Origin of the sequence: Agromyces sp. Root81, from assembly GCF_001429165.1 — a bacterium.
Taxonomy (GTDB): domain Bacteria; phylum Actinomycetota; class Actinomycetes; order Actinomycetales; family Microbacteriaceae; genus Agromyces.
The window spans coordinates 529,318-546,678 of the sequence record NZ_LMIR01000001.1 but is presented as its reverse complement, the minus strand read 5'-3'; the positions used below and the strand labels follow the sequence as shown (position 1 = coordinate 546,678).

17 protein-coding genes are annotated in these 17,361 nt (G+C 71.1%); 5 read left to right on the top strand and 12 right to left on the bottom strand.

Annotated elements, in window-relative coordinates; all coding sequences use genetic code 11:
- Positions 1–3: 3 nt before the first annotated feature.
- The 4 genes from ASE14_RS02720 to ASE14_RS02705 are packed head-to-tail and all read right to left on the bottom strand — an operon-like array spanning position 4 to position 4,927.
- Positions 4–1,470, bottom strand: coding sequence for a carotenoid oxygenase family protein (locus ASE14_RS02720; RefSeq protein ID WP_056650396.1), 1,467 nt, complete (start codon positions 1,468–1,470; stop codon positions 4–6).
- Between the two features lie 18 nt (positions 1,471–1,488).
- Complete coding sequence (locus ASE14_RS02715) at positions 1,489–3,207, bottom strand: aldehyde dehydrogenase family protein (protein WP_056650393.1); 1,719 nt, start codon at positions 3,205–3,207, stop codon at positions 1,489–1,491.
- Positions 3,208–3,240: 33 nt separating this feature from the next.
- Positions 3,241–3,735 carry a PaaI family thioesterase gene (locus ASE14_RS02710; protein WP_082599986.1) on the bottom strand — a complete coding sequence of 165 codons (495 nt, stop codon included), beginning with the start codon at positions 3,733–3,735 and terminating at the stop codon, positions 3,241–3,243.
- A complete protein-coding gene (locus tag ASE14_RS02705; RefSeq protein ID WP_056650387.1) occupies positions 3,728–4,927 on the bottom strand; it encodes an acetyl-CoA C-acyltransferase in 1,200 nt (399 codons plus the stop codon). The genes ASE14_RS02710 and ASE14_RS02705 overlap by 8 nt, the downstream gene beginning before the upstream one ends.
- A gap of 38 nt (positions 4,928–4,965) precedes the next feature.
- Between ASE14_RS02705 and ASE14_RS02700 the strand changes: the two genes are divergently transcribed.
- From ASE14_RS02700 to ASE14_RS02690, 3 genes are read left to right on the top strand one after another with little or no spacing between them, the layout of a single operon-like run.
- Positions 4,966–6,579, top strand: a complete 1,614-nt coding sequence (locus ASE14_RS02700) for a class I adenylate-forming enzyme family protein (protein ID WP_056650385.1) — start codon at positions 4,966–4,968, stop codon at positions 6,577–6,579.
- The gene (locus ASE14_RS02695) at positions 6,576–7,520 is read left to right on the top strand and encodes a nitronate monooxygenase family protein (RefSeq protein WP_056650381.1); all 945 of its coding nucleotides are present in this window, start codon (positions 6,576–6,578) and stop codon (positions 7,518–7,520) included. Before ASE14_RS02700 ends, ASE14_RS02695 begins: the two co-directional genes overlap by 4 nt.
- A gap of 13 nt (positions 7,521–7,533) precedes the next feature.
- Positions 7,534–8,472: a helix-turn-helix domain-containing protein gene (locus ASE14_RS02690; protein ID WP_056650378.1), complete on the top strand. Its 939-nt coding sequence runs from the start codon at positions 7,534–7,536 to the stop codon at positions 8,470–8,472.
- 10 nt (positions 8,473–8,482) lie between these two features.
- Here ASE14_RS02690 and ASE14_RS02685 read toward each other — a convergent pair whose 3' ends face one another.
- Together ASE14_RS02685 and ASE14_RS02680 are read right to left on the bottom strand one after the other, a co-directional pair.
- Positions 8,483–9,301, bottom strand: a complete 819-nt coding sequence (locus tag ASE14_RS02685) for a metal-dependent hydrolase (protein ID WP_162257687.1) — start codon at positions 9,299–9,301, stop codon at positions 8,483–8,485.
- 126 nt (positions 9,302–9,427) lie between these two features.
- Positions 9,428–9,913 (bottom strand): deaminase, encoded by a 486-nt coding sequence (locus ASE14_RS02680; RefSeq protein ID WP_056650372.1) that lies wholly within the window; start codon positions 9,911–9,913, stop codon positions 9,428–9,430.
- A 101-nt stretch (positions 9,914–10,014) separates the two neighbouring features.
- On the opposite strand from ASE14_RS02680, the gene ASE14_RS02675 reads away from it, so the two are divergent.
- On the top strand, positions 10,015–10,512 hold the full coding sequence (locus tag ASE14_RS02675) for a glutathione peroxidase (protein WP_056650369.1): 498 nt from the start codon (positions 10,015–10,017) through the stop codon (positions 10,510–10,512).
- 108 nt (positions 10,513–10,620) lie between these two features.
- The gene (locus tag ASE14_RS02670; RefSeq protein ID WP_056650366.1) at positions 10,621–11,136 is read left to right on the top strand and encodes a hypothetical protein; all 516 of its coding nucleotides are present in this window, start codon (positions 10,621–10,623) and stop codon (positions 11,134–11,136) included.
- 35 nt (positions 11,137–11,171) lie between these two features.
- Here the strand turns inward: ASE14_RS02670 and ASE14_RS02665 are convergent, their stop codons facing one another.
- The 6 genes from ASE14_RS02665 to ASE14_RS02640 all read right to left on the bottom strand — a co-directional run bounded on the left by ASE14_RS02665 (position 11,172) and on the right by ASE14_RS02640 (position 17,305).
- Positions 11,172–12,566: a dihydrolipoamide acetyltransferase family protein gene (locus ASE14_RS02665; RefSeq protein WP_056650363.1), complete on the bottom strand. Its 1,395-nt coding sequence runs from the start codon at positions 12,564–12,566 to the stop codon at positions 11,172–11,174.
- Positions 12,563–13,588, bottom strand: coding sequence for an alpha-ketoacid dehydrogenase subunit beta (locus ASE14_RS02660; protein WP_157372746.1), 1,026 nt, complete (start codon positions 13,586–13,588; stop codon positions 12,563–12,565). The genes ASE14_RS02665 and ASE14_RS02660 overlap by 4 nt, the downstream gene beginning before the upstream one ends.
- Positions 13,585–14,718 carry a pyruvate dehydrogenase (acetyl-transferring) E1 component subunit alpha gene (gene pdhA / locus ASE14_RS02655; RefSeq protein ID WP_056650361.1) on the bottom strand — a complete coding sequence of 378 codons (1,134 nt, stop codon included), beginning with the start codon at positions 14,716–14,718 and terminating at the stop codon, positions 13,585–13,587. The genes ASE14_RS02660 and pdhA overlap by 4 nt, the downstream gene beginning before the upstream one ends.
- 108 nt (positions 14,719–14,826) lie before the next feature.
- Complete coding sequence (locus tag ASE14_RS02650) at positions 14,827–15,321, bottom strand: Lrp/AsnC family transcriptional regulator (RefSeq protein WP_200953250.1); 495 nt, start codon at positions 15,319–15,321, stop codon at positions 14,827–14,829.
- Positions 15,321–16,154 (bottom strand): oxygenase MpaB family protein, encoded by an 834-nt coding sequence (locus tag ASE14_RS02645; protein ID WP_056650355.1) that lies wholly within the window; start codon positions 16,152–16,154, stop codon positions 15,321–15,323. The genes ASE14_RS02650 and ASE14_RS02645 overlap by 1 nt, the downstream gene beginning before the upstream one ends.
- A gap of 17 nt (positions 16,155–16,171) precedes the next feature.
- Positions 16,172–17,305 carry a lytic transglycosylase domain-containing protein gene (locus ASE14_RS02640; RefSeq protein ID WP_056650350.1) on the bottom strand — a complete coding sequence of 378 codons (1,134 nt, stop codon included), beginning with the start codon at positions 17,303–17,305 and terminating at the stop codon, positions 16,172–16,174.
- Between the last annotated feature and the right edge of the window lie 56 nt (positions 17,306–17,361).

Genomic DNA, 17,361 nt, shown 5'->3' with positions numbered 1-17,361 from the left:
CGTTCAGGCGAGCTGGTCTGCGCGGATCCACGTGGCGTGGAACCCCGCGGGTACGGACTGGGGGAGCTTGATGCGGGCGACCGGGCCGGCGGCCAGGTCATCGGCGGCGAGCACGAGGATCTCGCCGCGCCCCTCGATCTCGTCGTTGACGAAGGTCACCAGGTAGCCGTCGCTGTCGCTCGTGGATCCGTCACGGGGAGCGAACGGGCTCTCCGAGCCCCAGCGCCCTGCGCCGAACTGGTAGCTCTCCTTCTCGCCGGTCTTCGAGTCGTAGCGCACGATGCCGTCGAAGAGCAGCGTGGGCTCGTTCGCCAGGCTCATGTTGTACGAGTAGCGGTGCGGAACGCCGACGATGCGCTGGTCCATGCTGGGGAACTCGATGTTCTGGTCGTCGATGGGGCGCTCGGACGTCTGCCCGGTGACCAGGTCGAACTCGTAGCGGTACAGCTGCGCGTCCAGTCGCATGTACGCGAGCATGTTGGCCAGCGGGTGCTCGAAGGTCGACTGGTGCTGCGGGTTCTTCACGCGGCACACCTCCATGATGATCTTCGTCCCCTCTTCCCACGAGTTGACGACGTGGTAGATGTAGCAGGGCTTCGCTTCGAACCAGCGCACCTCGGCGCCGGATCCGTAGCGGGGGAGCACCGCGAAGCGCGACACGAGCGACTTGTCGTAGAAGATCCGGTACTTGCCGTTGCGGCGGGCCTCCTGGTCCTGCACGAGCGGAAGGTCCATCAGCACGGTGTAGTTCTCGGTGATCGCCATGTCGTGCGGCAGTCGGGGGCCGGGCAGGTCGACCTGCGCGAGGTGGGTCTGCGTGCCGTCGGGGCCGATGATGCCGTAGCGCATGTAGTTCATGTCGGGGCCGTAGTCGAACCAGAGCAGCTCGCCGGTGCGCTCGTCGGCCTTCGGGTGGGCCATCATGTCGCCCGCGAACGTGCCGAGGAAGTCCTGGGCACCGAGCGTCTCGAGTGAGAGCGGGTCGACGGCGTACGGGTCTCCGCACAGGTACCAGGTGGCGAGCACCTGGCCGCGGTGGAAGATCACGTCGGTGTTCGCGGAGTCCTTGATGCCGAGGCCGTGCCCGTTGCCGAACGGGTTGCCCTCCGGGTTCTCCATCAGGCCCGTCCAGAGGGACTTGCCGGCGGCGGATTCCTCGTGGAACGCCTTGGTGCGGACCCAGCGGTTGCGGTAGCGCACCTTGCCGCCGTCGAAGTGCACGGCATGGATCATGCCGTCGCCGTCGAACATGTGGTACCGGCCGGGGGAATCGAAACGACGGTTGGGCCCGTTGCGGAGGTAGACGCCGTTGAGGTCACGGGGCACCTCGCCGATGACCTCGAGGTCCTCGAGCGACAGCTCGGTCTGCACCGGTGCATAGACGCCGAGCAGGTAGGGGTTGTCGAACGAGCTGTCCGCACCGACGGCTCGAGCGACGGCGATGGGCTGGTCTGGGGTGTGCGTGGACATGTCGGATGACCTCGGATCTCAGTTGTGCGACGGGCGCAGCGGGCGACGGGATTGGACGACGCGGAAGCGTCCGGTGACGAACGCGTCGTCGGTGAGCGTGGCGGTGCCTGCGGGGTTGAGGCCGGAGACATGGAAGTCGCTGAAGGCGGCGGAGAAGTTGATGGGCATCGCGCCCGTGACGTTGATCGTGAGCGATGCCCCGGCGGACGCGAAGGCCTCCTCGGCGGCGTCGATCAGGTGCTCATCGGTGGAGTACAGGAACGCCGTGATCGCGCCGTGGGCGGCGGCGTCGGCGGCAGCGCGATGCAGCGCTGTACGCGCGTCGGGGACCCGGATGAGGAAGACGACGGGGCCGAAGCACTCGTGCGTGAACAGTGCTTCGTCATCGAGGGAGACCCGTGCGATCAGGGGAGTGCTGGTGCGGGCCTGCGGGAACCCGGGCGCGTCCCAGGTGCGAGGCTCGCTGAGCACGTGCGCCCGTGCACGCAGCGTCGTGGTGAGCTCGGCGATCTCGTCGATCGTGCGCTCGGCCTGGATGGCACCCAGTACTGCGGCGGCTCGACGCGGGCTCTCGGCGATCGCCTCGACGGCGGCGATCAGGCCCTGTTCGACCTCATCCGCGGAGAGGACCCCCTCGGGCGTGAGCACGCCGGACTCGGGGATGTAGATGTTCTGCGGCGCGGTGCACATCTGCGCCGAGAACAGCGAGATCGCGCCGGCGATGGCGCGCAGCGCCGCGGTCGAGTCGGTGAACGAGTCGAGCACGACGGCGTTGAGCCCGGATGTCTCGCTGTACACGCGTGCCTGACGAGCGTGGTCCTCGACCCAGGCGCCGTATCGGGCGGAGCCGGTGAAGTCGACGATGCGCACCGTCGGGTGGGTGGCGAGGACCGACGTGATCGGTTCGGCTGCGGAGTCGACCGCGAGCTGGACGGTGTCGGCGGCGCAGCCCGCGCCGGTCAGCGTCTCGCGCATGATCTCGACCGCGAGCGCCATCTGCAGCACCGACGACGGATGCGGCTTGACGATGACGGGGTTGCCCGCCATGAGGTTCGCGAACACGGCGGGGTAGACGTTCCAGGCGGGGAAGCTCGCGCAGGCGACGACGAGTGCGGGTCCCATCGGGACGATGCGGTAGGTCTTCTCCAGCGCGACCAGCTCGGCGCCGAACGTCTGCTCCCACGAGGCGGCGGTCGGCACGCGCGACAGCACCTGCCACGCTGCGGCGACGGCTTCGAGCCCCCGGTCCAGCGCGTTCGTTCCGCTGCCGGACTGGCTCATGCCCCGGCCCTGGCCCGTCGTGTGCATCGCCGCGAGTCCGAGCACGACGTTGGCCGCGAACATCCGCTCGATCATCTCGATGCAGATGCCGGCCCGCTCATCGATCGTGCGCGTGCTCCACGGGGCCTGCGCCTGCTGGGCGTGCTCGAGCAGCGCGGTCGCCTCGGCGCGGGGGTAGCTGACGCCGAGGGGGAGCCTCGTCCATGGCGAGACCTCGTCGGTCTGCAGCGTCGAGGCGCCGACGTGCCCCGGCAGGTTCAGCGGTGTCTCGAGCTGCGCCGAGAACCGTGCGGTCGCCTCTTCGCCCGTCGGGCCGGACGGCTCGCGGCCGGCGAACGCGCTGAACGCGGCACGCGTTCGGACCGCCTGGACGGCGTCGTCGAGCAGGCGGCGGTGTCGGGTCGCGAGCTCGGCGGGCGAACAGGTCGACGCCTGTTCTGCGGTGATCGTCTTCATTGAGAACTCCTCTGGCAAGTACCATAAGAGAAGTCAGCTCGCTGGGCAAGGGGCGATTTCCGCGCTGTCCGGCTCCGGCCACAGCACCAGCTGCGTGCAGCGGTACAGCGCGATGCGCTTGCCTGCCCCGTCGAAGACCTCGGCGTCCCACACCTGCGTGCGGCGCCCGCCGTGCACGAGCACGGCCTCCGTTCGCACGATGCCGGTGCGGGCGGTGCCGAGGTGCGAGGTCTTCTGCTCGACCGTCGTGAACCCGGATGCTCCGGGCGGCAGCGTCAGGCGGCATCCGAGTCCGCATGCGGTGTCGGCGAGTGCCACGACCGAAGCGGCATGCAGGTAGCCGTTGGGGGCCAGCACCGCAGGAGTGACCTCCATGCGCGCGTCGATGCGCCCCGCTTCGACGGCGGTGACCTCGATCCCCAGCAGGCCGGGGAGGCGTCCGGCCCCCAGCGCCGTCAGCTCGGCGGGCTCGGGGAGCCCCGTTCCGACGGTCACCGGTGTGCGGCGCGGTGCACGATCGTCACTCATCGCCGACCTCCACCGCGACGGCGATGCCCTGCCCCACGCCGATGCAGGCCGTCATGATGCCGATACCGCCGCCGCGTGCACGGACCGCCTCTGCGCAGTCGACGAGGGCGCGGGTCGCGGAGGCGCCGAGCGGATGCCCCAGCGCGATGGCCCCGCCGTTCGGGTTGACCTGCACCGTGGCGGGTGGGGAGAGCTCCCGGAGGCACGCGAGCACCACCGCGGCGAAGGCCTCGTTGATCTCGAGGACGGCGACGTCGTCGAGGGTGCGGCCCAGTCGGTGCAGGAGCTTCCCGACGGCGTCGACGGGCGCCAGGGCGAAGCGCGCCGGGTCGACGCCGACCACGGCGGAGCCGAGGATGCGGGCGAGCGGTCTGGTTCCGGATTCGGCCACTCGTCGCCCCGATGCGATCAGGGTCGCCGCAGCGCCGTCGCTCAGCGGCGAGGAGTTGCCCGCCGTGACCGAGCCGCCTGCCGAGAACGCGGAGGACAGCGCCGCCAGCGCGGCGGCACTCGTGTCGGGCCGGAGGCACTCGTCGCGCAGCAGTCCTGCCGTCTCGACGACCCGGCCGTCGTGGAAGCCGGTGTTCCAGGCCTCGGCGGCGAGCGCGTGGGATCGGAGCGCCCAGTCGTCCTGCGCTGCCCGATCGATCCCCAGCTCTTCGGCGATCAGCTCCGCCGACCGACCCAGCGAGGTGACCCACGGCGCCGGGAAGAGCGGGTTGACCATCCGCCAGCCCACGGTCGTGGGAATCAGCTCGGGGTGCGCCGGCAGTCGATCGTCGATCGGCGCCAGCACGTGCGGCGCTCGGCTCATCCCCTCGACTCCGCCGGCGATGACGAGGTCGGACTCGCCGGCTCGAATCGCCCGTGCCGCGAGCACGATGGATTCGGCGCCGGAACCGCACAGGCGGTTGACGGTCGATGCGGGCGTCGTGACGGGCAGGCCGGCCAGCAGTACGGCCATTCGCGCCACGTTGCGGTTGTCTTCGCCCGCGCCGTTCGCATCGCCGAGGATCACGTCGTCGATGCCGGCCAGCGTGATCGCCGGGTTGCGCTCAGCGAGCTCGCGCACGGGGATCGCGGCGAGATCGTCCACCCGGATGCGCGAGAGAGAACCGCGGTAGCGCCCGAACGGAGTGCGGACGGCATCGAGGATGTACGCGTGGTTCTGTTCCGCAGACGTCGTCGTCATGCATCACCTCCTGTAGAACTTCGCTTATAGTACCGATCATGACGACACCGGTGCTGGACGGAGCGAATACCGTCGGCGACGTGCTCGACGTCGCGGCCCGGCGCCACGGTGATCGGCTCGCCGTGCAGGACGCCGCGGGCGCGCTGACATTCGTCGAACTCCGCGAGCGCGCACGGCGCCTCGCCGACGGCCTGCTGCGCAGCGGGCTCCGCCCGGGGGATCGGGTGCTCGAGGCGCTGCCCAACAGCTGCGAGCTGCTCGTGAGCGAGATGGCATTGGCACTCGCGGGGCTCGTCAGGGTGCCGCTGAACCCGCGCCTCGGGCCGCGCGAGTGGCGCGGCATCCGTGTCGACAGTGGCGCGCGAGCCCTCATCGCCGACGGGCGCCTGCAGGGCGGCGATGGTGCCCGCATCACCGAGCACGTCACCTGCGAGATCACGGTGCGCGCGGACGAGGGTGTGATCGCGGACCTGATCGCCGACGGGTCGCCAGGGGCGCGTCTCGGCGCGGCGAAGCCGGAGGACGTGGTCGGCCTGGCCTACTCCTCGGGCACGACCGGCAAGCCCAAGGGTGCGCTGCGCACGCATCGCATGCGACTGGCATCGATGCGGGCCATGCTCCAGCACGTCGTCGAGCCGACGGGCGAGGTCGGGGCCTATCTGCACGCGGGGCCGGCGATCCATACGAGCGGTCTCTTCATCCTCCCGATGCTCGCCCTCGGCGCCCGGCAGGTGATGGCGCACCATCCGAACCCCGGCGCGATCGCCGGCATCGTCTCGGCGGAGGGGATCACCCATCTCGCGCTCGTGCCGAGCGTGGTCGACGCGCTCACGCGGCTTCCCGGGTCTGCTCGCCGATCGTTCGCGGGCGTCAGGATGCTCGCGTACGCCGGAGCGCCCATGCCGCCCGCGCAGATCCGACGGGCAGCAGAGCTCCTCACCCATCGGCTGGTGCAGTACTACGGCCTGGTCGAGGCGATTCCGCCGCTCACCGTGCTCGGCATCGATGATCACGCCCGAGGGTTGAGCGACGAACCGCACCTGCTCGGGTCCGCCGGGCACATCGTCGGCGACGCGCGCATCGAGATCCGGAGGGATGGGGGAACCCTCGGCGCGGGCGCCGATGAACCGGAACTCGGCGAAGTCGCGGTGAGCGGCCCCATGGTGACCCCCGGGTACTGGAACGCCCATGAGCGCACCGACCTCGGCAAGTCCTTCGATGGCGCTGCGCTCCTCACGGGCGACGTCGGCGTCGTCGTGGACGGGTGTCTCGTGCTCGCCGACCGCAGGAACAACATGCTGATCAGCGGCGGATACAACGTCTATCCCGGTGAGATCGAGTCGGCGGTGCTGTCGAGTCCCGGCCTGCGCGACGCCGTCGCGGTCGGTCTTCCCGACGAGCGTTGGGGGCAGCGGATCGTCCTCGCGTACACGACGACATCGGGCACGGACCTGGATGCGTCGCAGCGGGCCGCCCTCGACGATCGCCTCACCGGCCTGGCGCCGCACAAGCGGCCCAAATCGTGTCACTTCCACGCAGAGCTCCCGCTCGGTGCCACCGGCAAGATCGATCGCCGTGCCATCGCCGCGCAGCTCATCGCCGCGGAGCATCCGCTCTCCGGCGCCTCCGACGAAAGGCTCCCCGCGACATGACCCCCTCCGAACTGCTCCAGCGTCTGCGCCTGCCGGTGGTGGCCGCCCCGATGTTCCTGGTCTCGGGGCCCGACCTGGTCATCGCGGCGAGCCGCGCCGGCATCGTCGGCTCGTTCCCCACGCCGAACTGCCGCACCGCCGAGGAGCTCGACGACTGGCTCGAGCAGATCACGACGGCACTCGGCACCGGGGTGGACGCGCCGCCGTGGGCGTTGAACCTCATCACCCACTCCACGAACACGCGCCTGGGCGCCGACCTCGAGATGGTGGCGAAGCACCGCCCGCCGGTCGTCATCACCGCGTTGGGGTCGCCACGCCCGGTCGTCGACGTCGTGCATTCCTACGGGGGCCTCGTGCTCGCGGATGTCGTCTCGCTGAAGCTGGCCCGCAAGGCCGCCGATGCCGGGGCCGACGGGCTCGTGTGCGTGTCGTCCGGTGCCGGTGGCCACACCGGACACCTCTCGCCGCTGCCGTTCATCGCGGCGGTGCGTGACAGCTTCGACGGCCTGGTGTGCGTCGGCGGAGGGGTGGCGACCGGGGCCGGCGTCGCCGGCGCCGTCGCTGCGGGTGCCGACCTCGTCTACATGGGCACGCGCTTCCTCGCCACGAAGGAGAGCATCGCCGTCGAGGGGCACAAGCAGATGGTCGTGGGCAGCTCGATCGACGACCTCGTCGTCTCCGCCGCGATCACCGGCACCCCGGCGTCCTGGCTGCGCGGCTCGCTCGCCGCGGTCGGCATCGACCCCGACGCGGATGCCCCGACCGCACGGAACTACTCGTCGGAGATCTCGAACGTCCGACGCTGGAAGGACACCTGGGCCGCAGGTCAGGGTCTCGACAACATCGACGCGATCGAGACCACTGCGGACATCGTCGATCGACTGGTGATCGAATACGGCGCGGCCTGGGACCGGGTGGCCGGGCTCGCCGGGGCGCGCTGACTATGCTGACGGAGTGACGGCGACCATCCCCACCAGCGGGAGTGCGATCGGAATCGCGCTCCTCACCCTCGGTGACCGCTGGACGCTGCTCATCCTGCAGCGGGCCTTCGTCTCGCGTACTCGCCGCTTCGGCGACTGGCGCGCACAGCTCGGGCTGAGTGAATCGACGCTGGCCGCACGCCTGCGCGATCTCGTCGCAGCCGAGCTGATGGAGCGCGTCCCGTACGACGACAACGGCCGGACGCGCGAGGAGTACATGCTCACGCCTCGCGCGCTCGAGCTCTGGCGCCTGCTCCTCGCCATCTGGGGATGGGAGCAGGTGTCTGTTGCCGGTGCCGACGACGCTCCGAGGCTGATTCACGACGTGTGCGCGCAGGAGGCCCTCCCGATCCTCGGATGCGGCGTGTGCGACACCGCTCCGGTCACGGCCCGTGACACTTCCGCTGAGCGCGGTGCCGAGGCGGAGTTCGCGAAGGTCAGCGTGCCGCGGTTGCATCGTCGGGCCAAGGAATCGGCCACCCCGGCGGATGCGCTCTCCTACTACCCCGAGACGATGGAGATCCTCGGCGACCGCTGGAGTACCGCGATCCTCGCCGCGGCCTTCCTCGGCGTGCGGCGCTTCAACGGCTTCAAGGCCGAGCTCGGCATCGCCCAGTCGATCCTGTCCGACCGGCTCCGCCGATTCGTGGCGGCAGGGGTACTGCACGCGCCCTCATCCGAGGGCGAGTATCGACTGACGGCCAAGGGCATGGACTTCTTCCCGGTCTTCGCGATCCTCGTCGACTGGGCTCAGCGCTGGTACTCGCCCGGGTCGGCCCATGAACTGACCATCCGTCACACGTCGTGCGGTTCGCCGTTCCGTCCGGTGCTGCTGTGCTCGAGATGCGGCGAGGAGCTCGTGCGCACGTCGGTCCATTTCGATCTGCACACCGCGTCGGCGAACCGAGTCTGACGGTCCGCTGCTACAGCAGTGCCGCGGGGTGGATGCCGAACCAGCGAACGGTCTCGTGTGCCACCCCGATGAACACGTAGAGCGCGAGGGCCGTTCCGAGCGCCACCTCCCGCACCGAACCGGTGTCGCCGAGCACGGGCAGGGCGACGTGCCCGCTCGGACGCCAGATGCTGCTGATGATCGGCGCCCGCCTCAGGAACTTCGGTGGGCGCGGCATGATCGGCCAGAGCAGCCCGGGCAGGCCGCCGGTGGTGAGGAAGTCCCCGGCGAGGTGCGCGACGAACCCGACGACGACGGCGACCGGGAACCAGTGGACGCTGTCGGGTGCGAGCAGCACGAGCAGCAGCCCGAACGCAGCGCCGAGAGCCCAGGCCGTCAGCCATGAGTTCACCATGCCCCGGGCCTTCACGGCGAAGCACATGAGCGCTGCGGAGCCGATCATCATGCCGAGGGAGAACGTGCCGAGGCGGTCGGTCGTCAGGGTCAGGAGCGTCAGCGCCCACGCACCGAGTCCGACGGCGCCCGCGGCGAGGAGCGAATGCGCACCGTATCGATGCCCGCCGGCGACCGCCCCGACCGCACCGGCGGTGAGCCGGCCGAGGATGGGCACCGACTGGGCGATGGTGGCGCTGTGGTGGTCGGCGTCCGGCAGGAGCGCCGCACCGGCGCAGATGAAGGATCCCGCGACGACGCCGACGGGGTCGAGCGGGTAGGCGCCGCTCGAGAGGTACGGCATCGCGCCGGTGACGGCGATCCACGCGGCGGCGCCGCTGGTGGCATGGTTGACGCCCTTCATCGCGGTGGGGTGGTCCTCTCGGTGAGCGTGCATCGTCACCCGATGCGGGTACTCGACGTGCGCACACCGCTCGTCACTCCGCGGTCTGAGACCGACTCCACCGACCGTATCGCCCCGCGCCGACACTGGTCGCGACCGGCCGAGGGCGGATGCCTCCGCTCAGGGCGCGGCTGCGTCGCCGACGAGCAACGACCGGAGCTCGTCGGCGAATGCTCCGACGGGGCCGTCGACGACGAGTCCCGGTGCGACGGACGTGATCGCAAGTGCGGCGACCGGAGACGGCGCCATGCCGACCTCCCGGCGCCACTCGGCGATCTGGGCTGCGGAGGCCGCGTAGACGATCCGCCCGAGCCCCACCCATGCATGCGCCGCGGAGCACATCGGGCAGTGCTCGCCCGAGGTGTACACGGTGGCGGAGGCGCGCTCGGCGGCCGTCAGGTTCGTCGCGGCCCAGCGTGCGATCTCGAACTCGGGATGCCGCGTCTCGTCGCCGAGCGTGGTCTCGCGGTTGCGGTCGGCGAAGCGCTCGACGCCGGCGGCGTCGACGAGCACGGAGCCGAAGGCCCCGTCGCGGGCTGCCGCGGCTTCGCGCGCGAGGGCGACGGCACGCTCGAGGTGAGCCAGATCTTCATCGGTGATGCTCATGGCCCGAGTCTGCCGCGCATCGGAGCGACGGGGAACACCCCACGACTTCGCATTCGATGTGAATGGGCCCCTGATGCCGCCGCCGGACGTACGATCAGGGTGTGGACATCAGAGAGATCCCCCTCACGACGATCGACGGCGACCCGACCTCCCTCGCCGAGTACGCCGACCAGGTCGTGATGATCGTGAACGTCGCGTCGAAGTGCGGTCTCACTCCGCAGTACGAGAAGCTCGAGGCACTGCAGCGCGAGTATGGCGACCGCGGCTTCACGGTGCTCGGGTTCCCGTGCAACCAGTTCGCCGGGCAGGAGCCGGGCAGTGGCGACGACATCAAGGAGTTCTGCTCTATGACGTACGGCGTCACCTTCCCGCTCATGGAGAAGGTGAAGGTCAACGGGCGCCACCGGCACCCGCTCTACGTCGAACTCACCTCGGTCGCCGACGGCAACGGCAAGGCCGGCCGCGTGAAGTGGAACTTCGAGAAGTTCCTCGTGCAGCCGGACGGCGAAGTGCAGCGCTTCCGCCCGACGACGCAGCCCGACGATCCTGCCGTGATTGCGGCGATCGAAGCGGGGCTCGCTGAGGCGCAGGCCGCTTAGGCTCGACGTCGACCGGCTTCCCCGCGCGCCGCGCGGCACCTTGACCCGTCGACGGACCCGGCCCACAATTGGGGGGTTGATCCGAATGCCCAGGGGAGCGGAGCACGAATGTCCGACGCGTACGCACGTCCGATCAGTGACGAAACGGCCACCACCACGGCCATGCCGAACTTCGCGCCGCCGCCGGCCGGCCAGCCGGCGCCGGCTTCGGAGCCCGCGGCGAAGGACCCGGCCCAGCAGCGCAAGTGGAGCAGCGACCTGCGGTTCATGCTCGTCGTGCTCGCGGCGATCGTCGCGCTCTTCCTCGCATTCGCACTGTTGATCGCGTTCAGCCCCACCGGTGCGGCGATCAGCGCGCTCGCGATCATCGCCGCACCGATCGCCACCATGGTCGCGGCGTACTACGGCATCTCGCTCGCGCTCCGCCAGGTGAAGGATGCGCGCGCCGCCGCCGAGGCGAGCGAGGCTCGCGCGCGCGCCGCCGAGCAGACCGCTCGCGAGTCCGACGCATGGGCGGCCCAGATGGAGTCCGGGCTGCGTGTGGCGGTCGCGAAGCTCAAGGCCGGCGCACAGGACACCCGCGACGTGGAACGCGCCGCGGGCACCCCCGACGACTTCTTCTGATCACCGCGACGACTCCATGAGCCGACTCGCCGGCGTCAGAGCTCGGCGAGCACCGACACCGGACGCTCGATGCACCGCGCCACGAACGTGAGGAACGCCGCGGCCTCCGCGCCGTCGCAGACCCGGTGGTCGAACGAGAGCGTCAGCTCCGTCACGGTGCGCACCGCGAGGGCGCCGTCGACGACCCACGGGCGCTCGATGAACCGGCCGACGCCGAGCATCGCCGCCTCGGGGTGATTGATGATCGCCGCTGAACCGTCGACGCCGAGCGTGCCGTAGTTGTTGAGCGTGAAGGTGCCGCCGGTCAGGGCCGACGGCGGGAACACGCCCGTGGCGGCGTCGTCGGTGCGCGACGTGATCGCGTCGCGCAGCGAGCGCAGCGGCATCCGCTCGGCGCCGTGCACGACGGGCACGAGCAGGCCGCGCGGGGTCTGCGCGGCGAGACCCAGGTTCACGGCCGAGTGGTAGACGAGCTCTTCGCGTTCGGCATCGAAGCTCGCGTTGAGCGCGGGGTGCTTCGCGAGCCCCGCGACGACGAAGCGGGCGATGAGGGCGGTGAAGCCGAACCGCTCGCCGGTCGCCTCCTGCAGCTGCCTGCGTGCGGCCAGCAGCCCGGTCGCGTCGACGTCCATCCAGACGGTGGCCTCGGGAATCTCCCGCCGGGAGCGCGAGAAGTGCGCCGCGGCGGCGCGCGCCATGCGGTCGAGCGGCACGCGGCGGTCGCCCTCGCGGTCGGCGATGGGTGCGACAGCTGGTGCCGGTGTCGACGGGGCAGCGGATGCCGCGACCTCCGGTGCCATCGTCGGCGCCGCCTGCTCGGCGATGAACGACTCCACGTCGCGGCGCATCACGAGGTGGTCGTGACCCGAGCCGAGCAGCTGGCTCGCATCGAAGCCGTGCTCGCGGGCGAGTCGCCGGACGATCGGGGAGACGACGGGGGAGCGGCGGGCGGCATCGAGTCGTGCTGCGCCGTTCGAGCGCGGCCCGGTCGAGGCGCCGCCGCCGCTGACACCGGCACCGACTGCGGCTCCGCTGCGACGGCCGAAGCGCGCCGGTGCCGAAGCCGCCCGCTTGGTGACGGTCGACTGCCGGGTGCCGTAGCCGATCAGCACGGCGCCGGACTCCTCGGCGATGGCGGTCTCGCTCGTGACGATGCCGGGCTCGGCGGGCTCGGCGACATCCGGAGCCTGCGACTCGCCCGCGAGCGTCAGCAGCACGGTGCCGGCATGCAGCACCTGGCCGACCTCGCCGCCGAGCGACTCGACGACGCCGGCGAACGGCGTCGGCAGCTGCACGACCGATTTCGCCGACTCGAGCTCGACGACGACCTGGTCGATCGCCACCTCGTCGCCGGGGGCGACGAGCCAGGCGACGATCTCCGCCTCGGTGAGCCCCTCGCCGAGGTCGGGGAGGATGAACTCGCGGCTCATGCGTCCCACTCCCAGGTGTCGAGGGCCGCGAGCACGCGGTCGGCGGTCGGCAGGTGGTACTCCTCGAGCTTCGGCGACGGGAACGGGATGTCGAAGCCCGCGATGCGCAGCACCGGCGCGGCGAGGTGGTGGAAGTTGCGCTCGGTCACGCGTGCGGCGACCTCGGCGCCGTAGCCGCCGAACTGCGCGGCCTCGTGGATGACGGCGGCGCGAGAGGTCTTGCGCACGGAGGCGCCGACGGTCTCGTCGTCGAAGGGGGAGAGGCTGCGCAGGTCGACGACCTCGATCGAGAGGCCTTCGGCGGCGGCCGCCTCGGCGGCCTCGAGCGCGGTCCGCACGGTCGGGCCGTAGCCGATGAGCGTCACGTCGGTGCCTTCGCGCACGACCTCGGCGCGGTCCATCGGCGCGGTCGTGACGGGCAGGGCGAGCGGTGCCTTCGACCAATAGCGGCTCTTCGGCTCCATGAAGACGACCGGGTCGTCGCTCTCGATCGCCTCGCGCAGCATCGAGTAGGCATCGGCGGGGTTCGAGGGCATCACGACGGTGAGGCCTGGCGTCGACGCCCAGTACGACTCGGAGGAGTCGGAGTGGTGCTCGACGCCGCCGATCGCTCCGGCACAGGGGATGCGGACGACCATGGGCAGCGTGACGCGCCCCTTCGTGCGGTTCCGCATCTTCGCGACGTGCGAGACCATCTGCTCGAACGCCGGGTAGCTGAACGCGTCGAACTGCATCTCGACGACCGGGCGCATGCCGTACATCGCCATGCCCACCGCGGTACCGATGATGCCCGACTCGGCGAGCGGCGAATCCCAGATGCGGTCCTCGCCGAACTCGGCCTGCAGGCCGTCGGTGACGCGGAACACGCCGCCGAGCGGGCCGACGTCCTCGCCGTAGACGATGACGCGATCGTCGGCCGTCATGGCGTCGCGGAGGGCGGCGTTCAGGGCGCCGGCCATCGTCAGCTGCGTCGGAGCGGCGGATGCCTCGGCGGCCGGGGTGCTCGTCGCGGTCGCGGTCATCGTGCGGCTCCTTCGTGGCCGGCGAAGGCGCCGGCGGCGATCTCGGCCTCGAGCGCAGCGCGCTGCTCGAGGAGTGCGGCGCGCTCGCGCCCGTAGACGTGGTCGAAGAGCTCGAGCGGGTCGAGCTCGGCCTCGATCGTCATGACGTCGCGCGTGCGGGCGGCGAGGGCCTCGGCGGCATCCGTGATCTCGGCGCGCATGGCCTCGGTGAGCGCGCCCTCGGAGACGAGGAACTTCTCGAGGCGTTCGATCGGGTCGCGTCGCTTCCAGTGCTCGACGTCGCGCGCGGCGCGGTAGCGAGTGGGGTCGTCGGAGTTGGTGTGCGCTTCGATGCGGTAGGTCACGCCCTCGATGAGCGTCGGGCCTCCGCCGCTGCGGGCGCGTTCGACCGCGGCGCTGGTGACGGCGTACATCGCCGCGATGTCGTTGCCGTCGACGTGGTAGCCGGGCATGCCGTAGCCGACCGCCTTGTCGGCGAGCGTCGCCGCACGGGTCTGCCGCTCGAGCGGCACGCTGATCGCGAACTGGTTGTTCTGCACGACGAAGACGGTCGGCGTCTGCCAGACGGCCGCGAAGTTGAAGGCCTCGTGCGCGTCGCCCTCGCTCGTGGCACCGTCGCCGAGGAAGGTCAGCGCGACGATCGGGTCGTGGCGCAGTCGGGCGGCGTGCGAGAGCCCGACGGCGTGCAGCGCCTGCGTCGCGAGCGGCGTCGCCTGCGCGGCGGTGCGGTGGGCGTGCTGGTCGTAGCCGTTGTGCCAGTCGCCGCGGAACGACTGCAGGATGTCGGCGGGCTCGATGCCGCGGGTGAGCAGGGCGATGCTGTCGCGATACGTCGGGAACAGCCAGTCCTGCGCGGTGAGCGCGGCCACTGCACCGATCTCGCACGCCTCCTGGCCGTAGGCCGAGGGGTACGTGGCGAGGCGGCCCTGCTTCGTGAGCGCAGTGACCTGCACGTCGAATCGACGGGCGACGACCATCTTGCGGTAGAGCTCGAGGAGCGTCTCGGTGTCCGGCAGGCCGAACCCGCCGGTCGCCGCACCCGTAACCGCGTGGCCGGCGTTGTCGAGGAGCCGAAGCGGTTTCTCGGACGGCAGGGTGCGAACGGATGCGTGCTCGACATTGAGGCTCATGACCTCATCGTCGGACACTCTCGCGTGCCGCGGAGGAGCTCGCGAACAACCGTGAACGAACGGCACGGCGAACTCGAAAGCGCGGCCGAACGTCCACCCGGAGAGGCGTCAGGATCGCCAGATGTCCAGCGTCTGCGCGGGCGGATGACCCTCGATCTCGGCGAGGATCAGGTGCGACCGCGTCGAGACGACGCCCGGCATGTCGTGGATGTCGCGCAGGATCGCCTGGCTCAGCTGCTCGTGGTCGGGCGCGCTCACCGTGAGGATGATGTCGATGTCGCCCGAGACGGCCTGCACCTTCTCGACGAACGGCAGCGTCGCGAGCTTCTCGGCGATCGACTCCCACGACACCTCGCCGATGCGCACGACGACGAGTGCCGAGATGTTCAGGCCGATCGCCTTGCGGTCGATGTGGGCGCCGAACCCCGTGATGACGCCGCGCTGCTGCAGCTGCTGCACCCGATTGTGCGCCGCGGTGCGGGAGATGTGCACCCGTTCGGCGAGCGTGCGCACAGAGAGGCGCCCGTCGCGGCTCAGCTCGGCGACGATACGGCGGTCGATGCTGTCGAGCGCGTCGTTGCGGTGCGGTACCTGCTGGGTCATCATCGTCCTCGTGGTTCGGTTCCAGAGTACCGGCTGCGGCGCTTCGCGCGACGAAGGGATGCGTGCATCGGCGCGTGCCTGATGGCGCGGGGGAGCAACGGCCAGATCACGGCGATCGCGTCGAGCCATCCGTTCGCGACGCGCTCGACCCGTGGCGTCCAGCGGAACCCGTAGGCCGCCCTGATCGACGCGGGCAGCAGCGCGGCCGTCATGAGGCGCACGAGCGGCAGCAGCAGGCCGGCGCCGAACGGCAGGGCGGATGCCCCGGAGAGCAGGCTCCTCGCAACCGATCGGGCCTCGTCGCCGACCTCGAGGTCGGCGAGGTGCCCGCGCCACCAGGCATCGAACTCGGCCCGGGTGTCGGGCCAGCCTTCGCCCGCGGCCTGGAGCCGAGTCCCGAGCGGCGCGTACCCGCGCACGATGACATCGGCGGTCTCGGCGGGGAGCGGGCCTTCGAGCCGTTCGTGCAACGTCAGCGCGACGGCGAGCAGGGTCGAGGCCACCCACCGCTGGGCGTCCGCGTCGAACGCGTTGTAGGCGGGCTGCTCGCCGTCGGCCTCGCCGCGCACCGGGGCGTGGCGCCGATTCACCGCGCGCACCGCCTCGGCGGCGAGCTGCTCGTCGCCGAAGCCGATCGCGTAGACGTAGTCGAGCGTGCCGATCAGGCGGTCGAGCGGGCGCTCCCGGAAGCCGCTGTGGCGCGCGACGCCGCGCGCGACCCGGGGGTCGGCCAACTGCAGCAGGATCGCCGCCCCGCCGCCCAGCAGCAGCACCCCTTCGGCACCGTGGCGCCGGAAGACCGCGAGTTCGTCGTCGTTCGTGTCGGCATGCATCACTACCAGTTGTAGCGCTAGTACCAGTTGAATCGCTCCGAGTGCGCCCACGCGCCGCACGGCGAGCCGTAGCGATCGGCGATGTACGAGAGGCCCCACTCGATCTGCGTCGCGGCATTCGTGCGCCAATCGGCACCGGCGCTGGCCATCTTGCTGCCGGGCAGCGACTGCGGGATCCCGTAGGCGCCGCTCGAGGCGTTGTAGGCGTCGGCCCGCCAGCTCGACTCGCGCGTCCAGAGTTTCACGAGGCACTGGTACTCGCCCGCTCCCCAGCCGTATCGGGCGACGGCACCGGCCGCGTACGCCTTGGCGCCTGCGGTGTCGACGACGACGCCGGGCGGCGGCGCGCTGCCGACCCCGACGGAGCTGCGGCTCGCCGCCGCCTCGGCGGTACGCTGCCGCTCCAACTCCGCCAGCCGCAGCTGCTCGCCCGTCTGGTACTGCCGCTCGAGCACCGCCGTGCTGTCGCGCAGGCTCGCGAGCTGGGCGTAGAGCGTGTCGACGACGACGCGCTGTTCGGCGAGTTCGGCTTCGGCGGCCTCGTGCGCCGATTCCGCTTCGGCCGCTGCCGCCGCGGCGGCATCCGCGAGACGCGACCGCTCCCGCTCGGCGACCTCGGCCTGGGCCGACAGCGAGGCCGACTCGGCCTTCGCCGCCTCGGCCTGGTCGGCGATGCCGCCATAGAGGTTCGTGAGCTGCGCGGCACGCGACAGCCCCTGCAGCAGCTCGGTCGGCGCGTCGTCGGCGAACAGCAGGCGCAGTGTGACATCCGCTCCGCCCGAACGGGCGAGCACTGCGCCGACGCGTCCGAGCCGTTCACCCGAGGCGATGGCCTCGGCATCCGCTGCCGCTGACGCCGTTGCGAGGGCGGCGGACCGCTGTTCGGCCGTGGCATGAGCCGCAGCTGCTGCGGCCGATGCACCGGCGGCTTCCACGGCCGCATCGCCCAGCGCGGCGGCCGTGGTCTCGAGCGAGGCGACGAGGCCGCTGATGCGCGTCGCCTCGGCCTCGCGCGAAGCGACGTCCTGCTTGGCCGCGACGACCTCGTCCCAGCTCGGGTAGTCCTCGCCGAACGCCGGGGCCACGGGCAGCATCAGCGTTGCGGCGATGAGCGCCGCCGCGCCTGCTGCGTACCTCGGCCTGGCTCGCACGAGACCCCCTTCGAGGCCGCGAGTCTACCCACGGCGGCTCTCGGCGCTCGTTCGGA

What these genes read in the sequence shown, in the direction of transcription:
- ASE14_RS02660 (WP_157372746.1), bottom strand. Translation starts at nt 13,588, where the DNA reads ATGACCGCGACCGCGACGAGCACCCCGGCCGCCGAGGCATCCGCCGCT.
- ASE14_RS02710 (WP_082599986.1), bottom strand. Translation starts at nt 3,735, where the DNA reads ATGAGTGACGATCGTGCACCGCGCCGCACACCGGTGACCGTCGGAACG.
- pdhA (WP_056650361.1), bottom strand. Translation starts at nt 14,718, where the DNA reads ATGAGCCTCAATGTCGAGCACGCATCCGTTCGCACCCTGCCGTCCGAG.
- ASE14_RS02705 (WP_056650387.1), bottom strand. Translation starts at nt 4,927, where the DNA reads ATGACGACGACGTCTGCGGAACAGAACCACGCGTACATCCTCGATGCC.
- ASE14_RS02695 (WP_056650381.1), top strand. Translation starts at nt 6,576, where the DNA reads ATGACCCCCTCCGAACTGCTCCAGCGTCTGCGCCTGCCGGTGGTGGCC.
- ASE14_RS02650 (WP_200953250.1), bottom strand. Translation starts at nt 15,321, where the DNA reads ATGACCCAGCAGGTACCGCACCGCAACGACGCGCTCGACAGCATCGAC.
- ASE14_RS02645 (WP_056650355.1), bottom strand. Translation starts at nt 16,154, where the DNA reads ATGCATGCCGACACGAACGACGACGAACTCGCGGTCTTCCGGCGCCAC.
- ASE14_RS02720 (WP_056650396.1), bottom strand. Translation starts at nt 1,470, where the DNA reads ATGTCCACGCACACCCCAGACCAGCCCATCGCCGTCGCTCGAGCCGTC.
- ASE14_RS02685 (WP_162257687.1), bottom strand. Translation starts at nt 9,301, where the DNA reads ATGCACGCTCACCGAGAGGACCACCCCACCGCGATGAAGGGCGTCAAC.
- ASE14_RS02670 (WP_056650366.1), top strand. Translation starts at nt 10,621, where the DNA reads ATGTCCGACGCGTACGCACGTCCGATCAGTGACGAAACGGCCACCACC.
- ASE14_RS02665 (WP_056650363.1), bottom strand. Translation starts at nt 12,566, where the DNA reads ATGAGCCGCGAGTTCATCCTCCCCGACCTCGGCGAGGGGCTCACCGAG.
- ASE14_RS02715 (WP_056650393.1), bottom strand. Translation starts at nt 3,207, where the DNA reads ATGAAGACGATCACCGCAGAACAGGCGTCGACCTGTTCGCCCGCCGAG.
- ASE14_RS02700 (WP_056650385.1), top strand. Translation starts at nt 4,966, where the DNA reads ATGACGACACCGGTGCTGGACGGAGCGAATACCGTCGGCGACGTGCTC.
- ASE14_RS02680 (WP_056650372.1), bottom strand. Translation starts at nt 9,913, where the DNA reads ATGAGCATCACCGATGAAGATCTGGCTCACCTCGAGCGTGCCGTCGCC.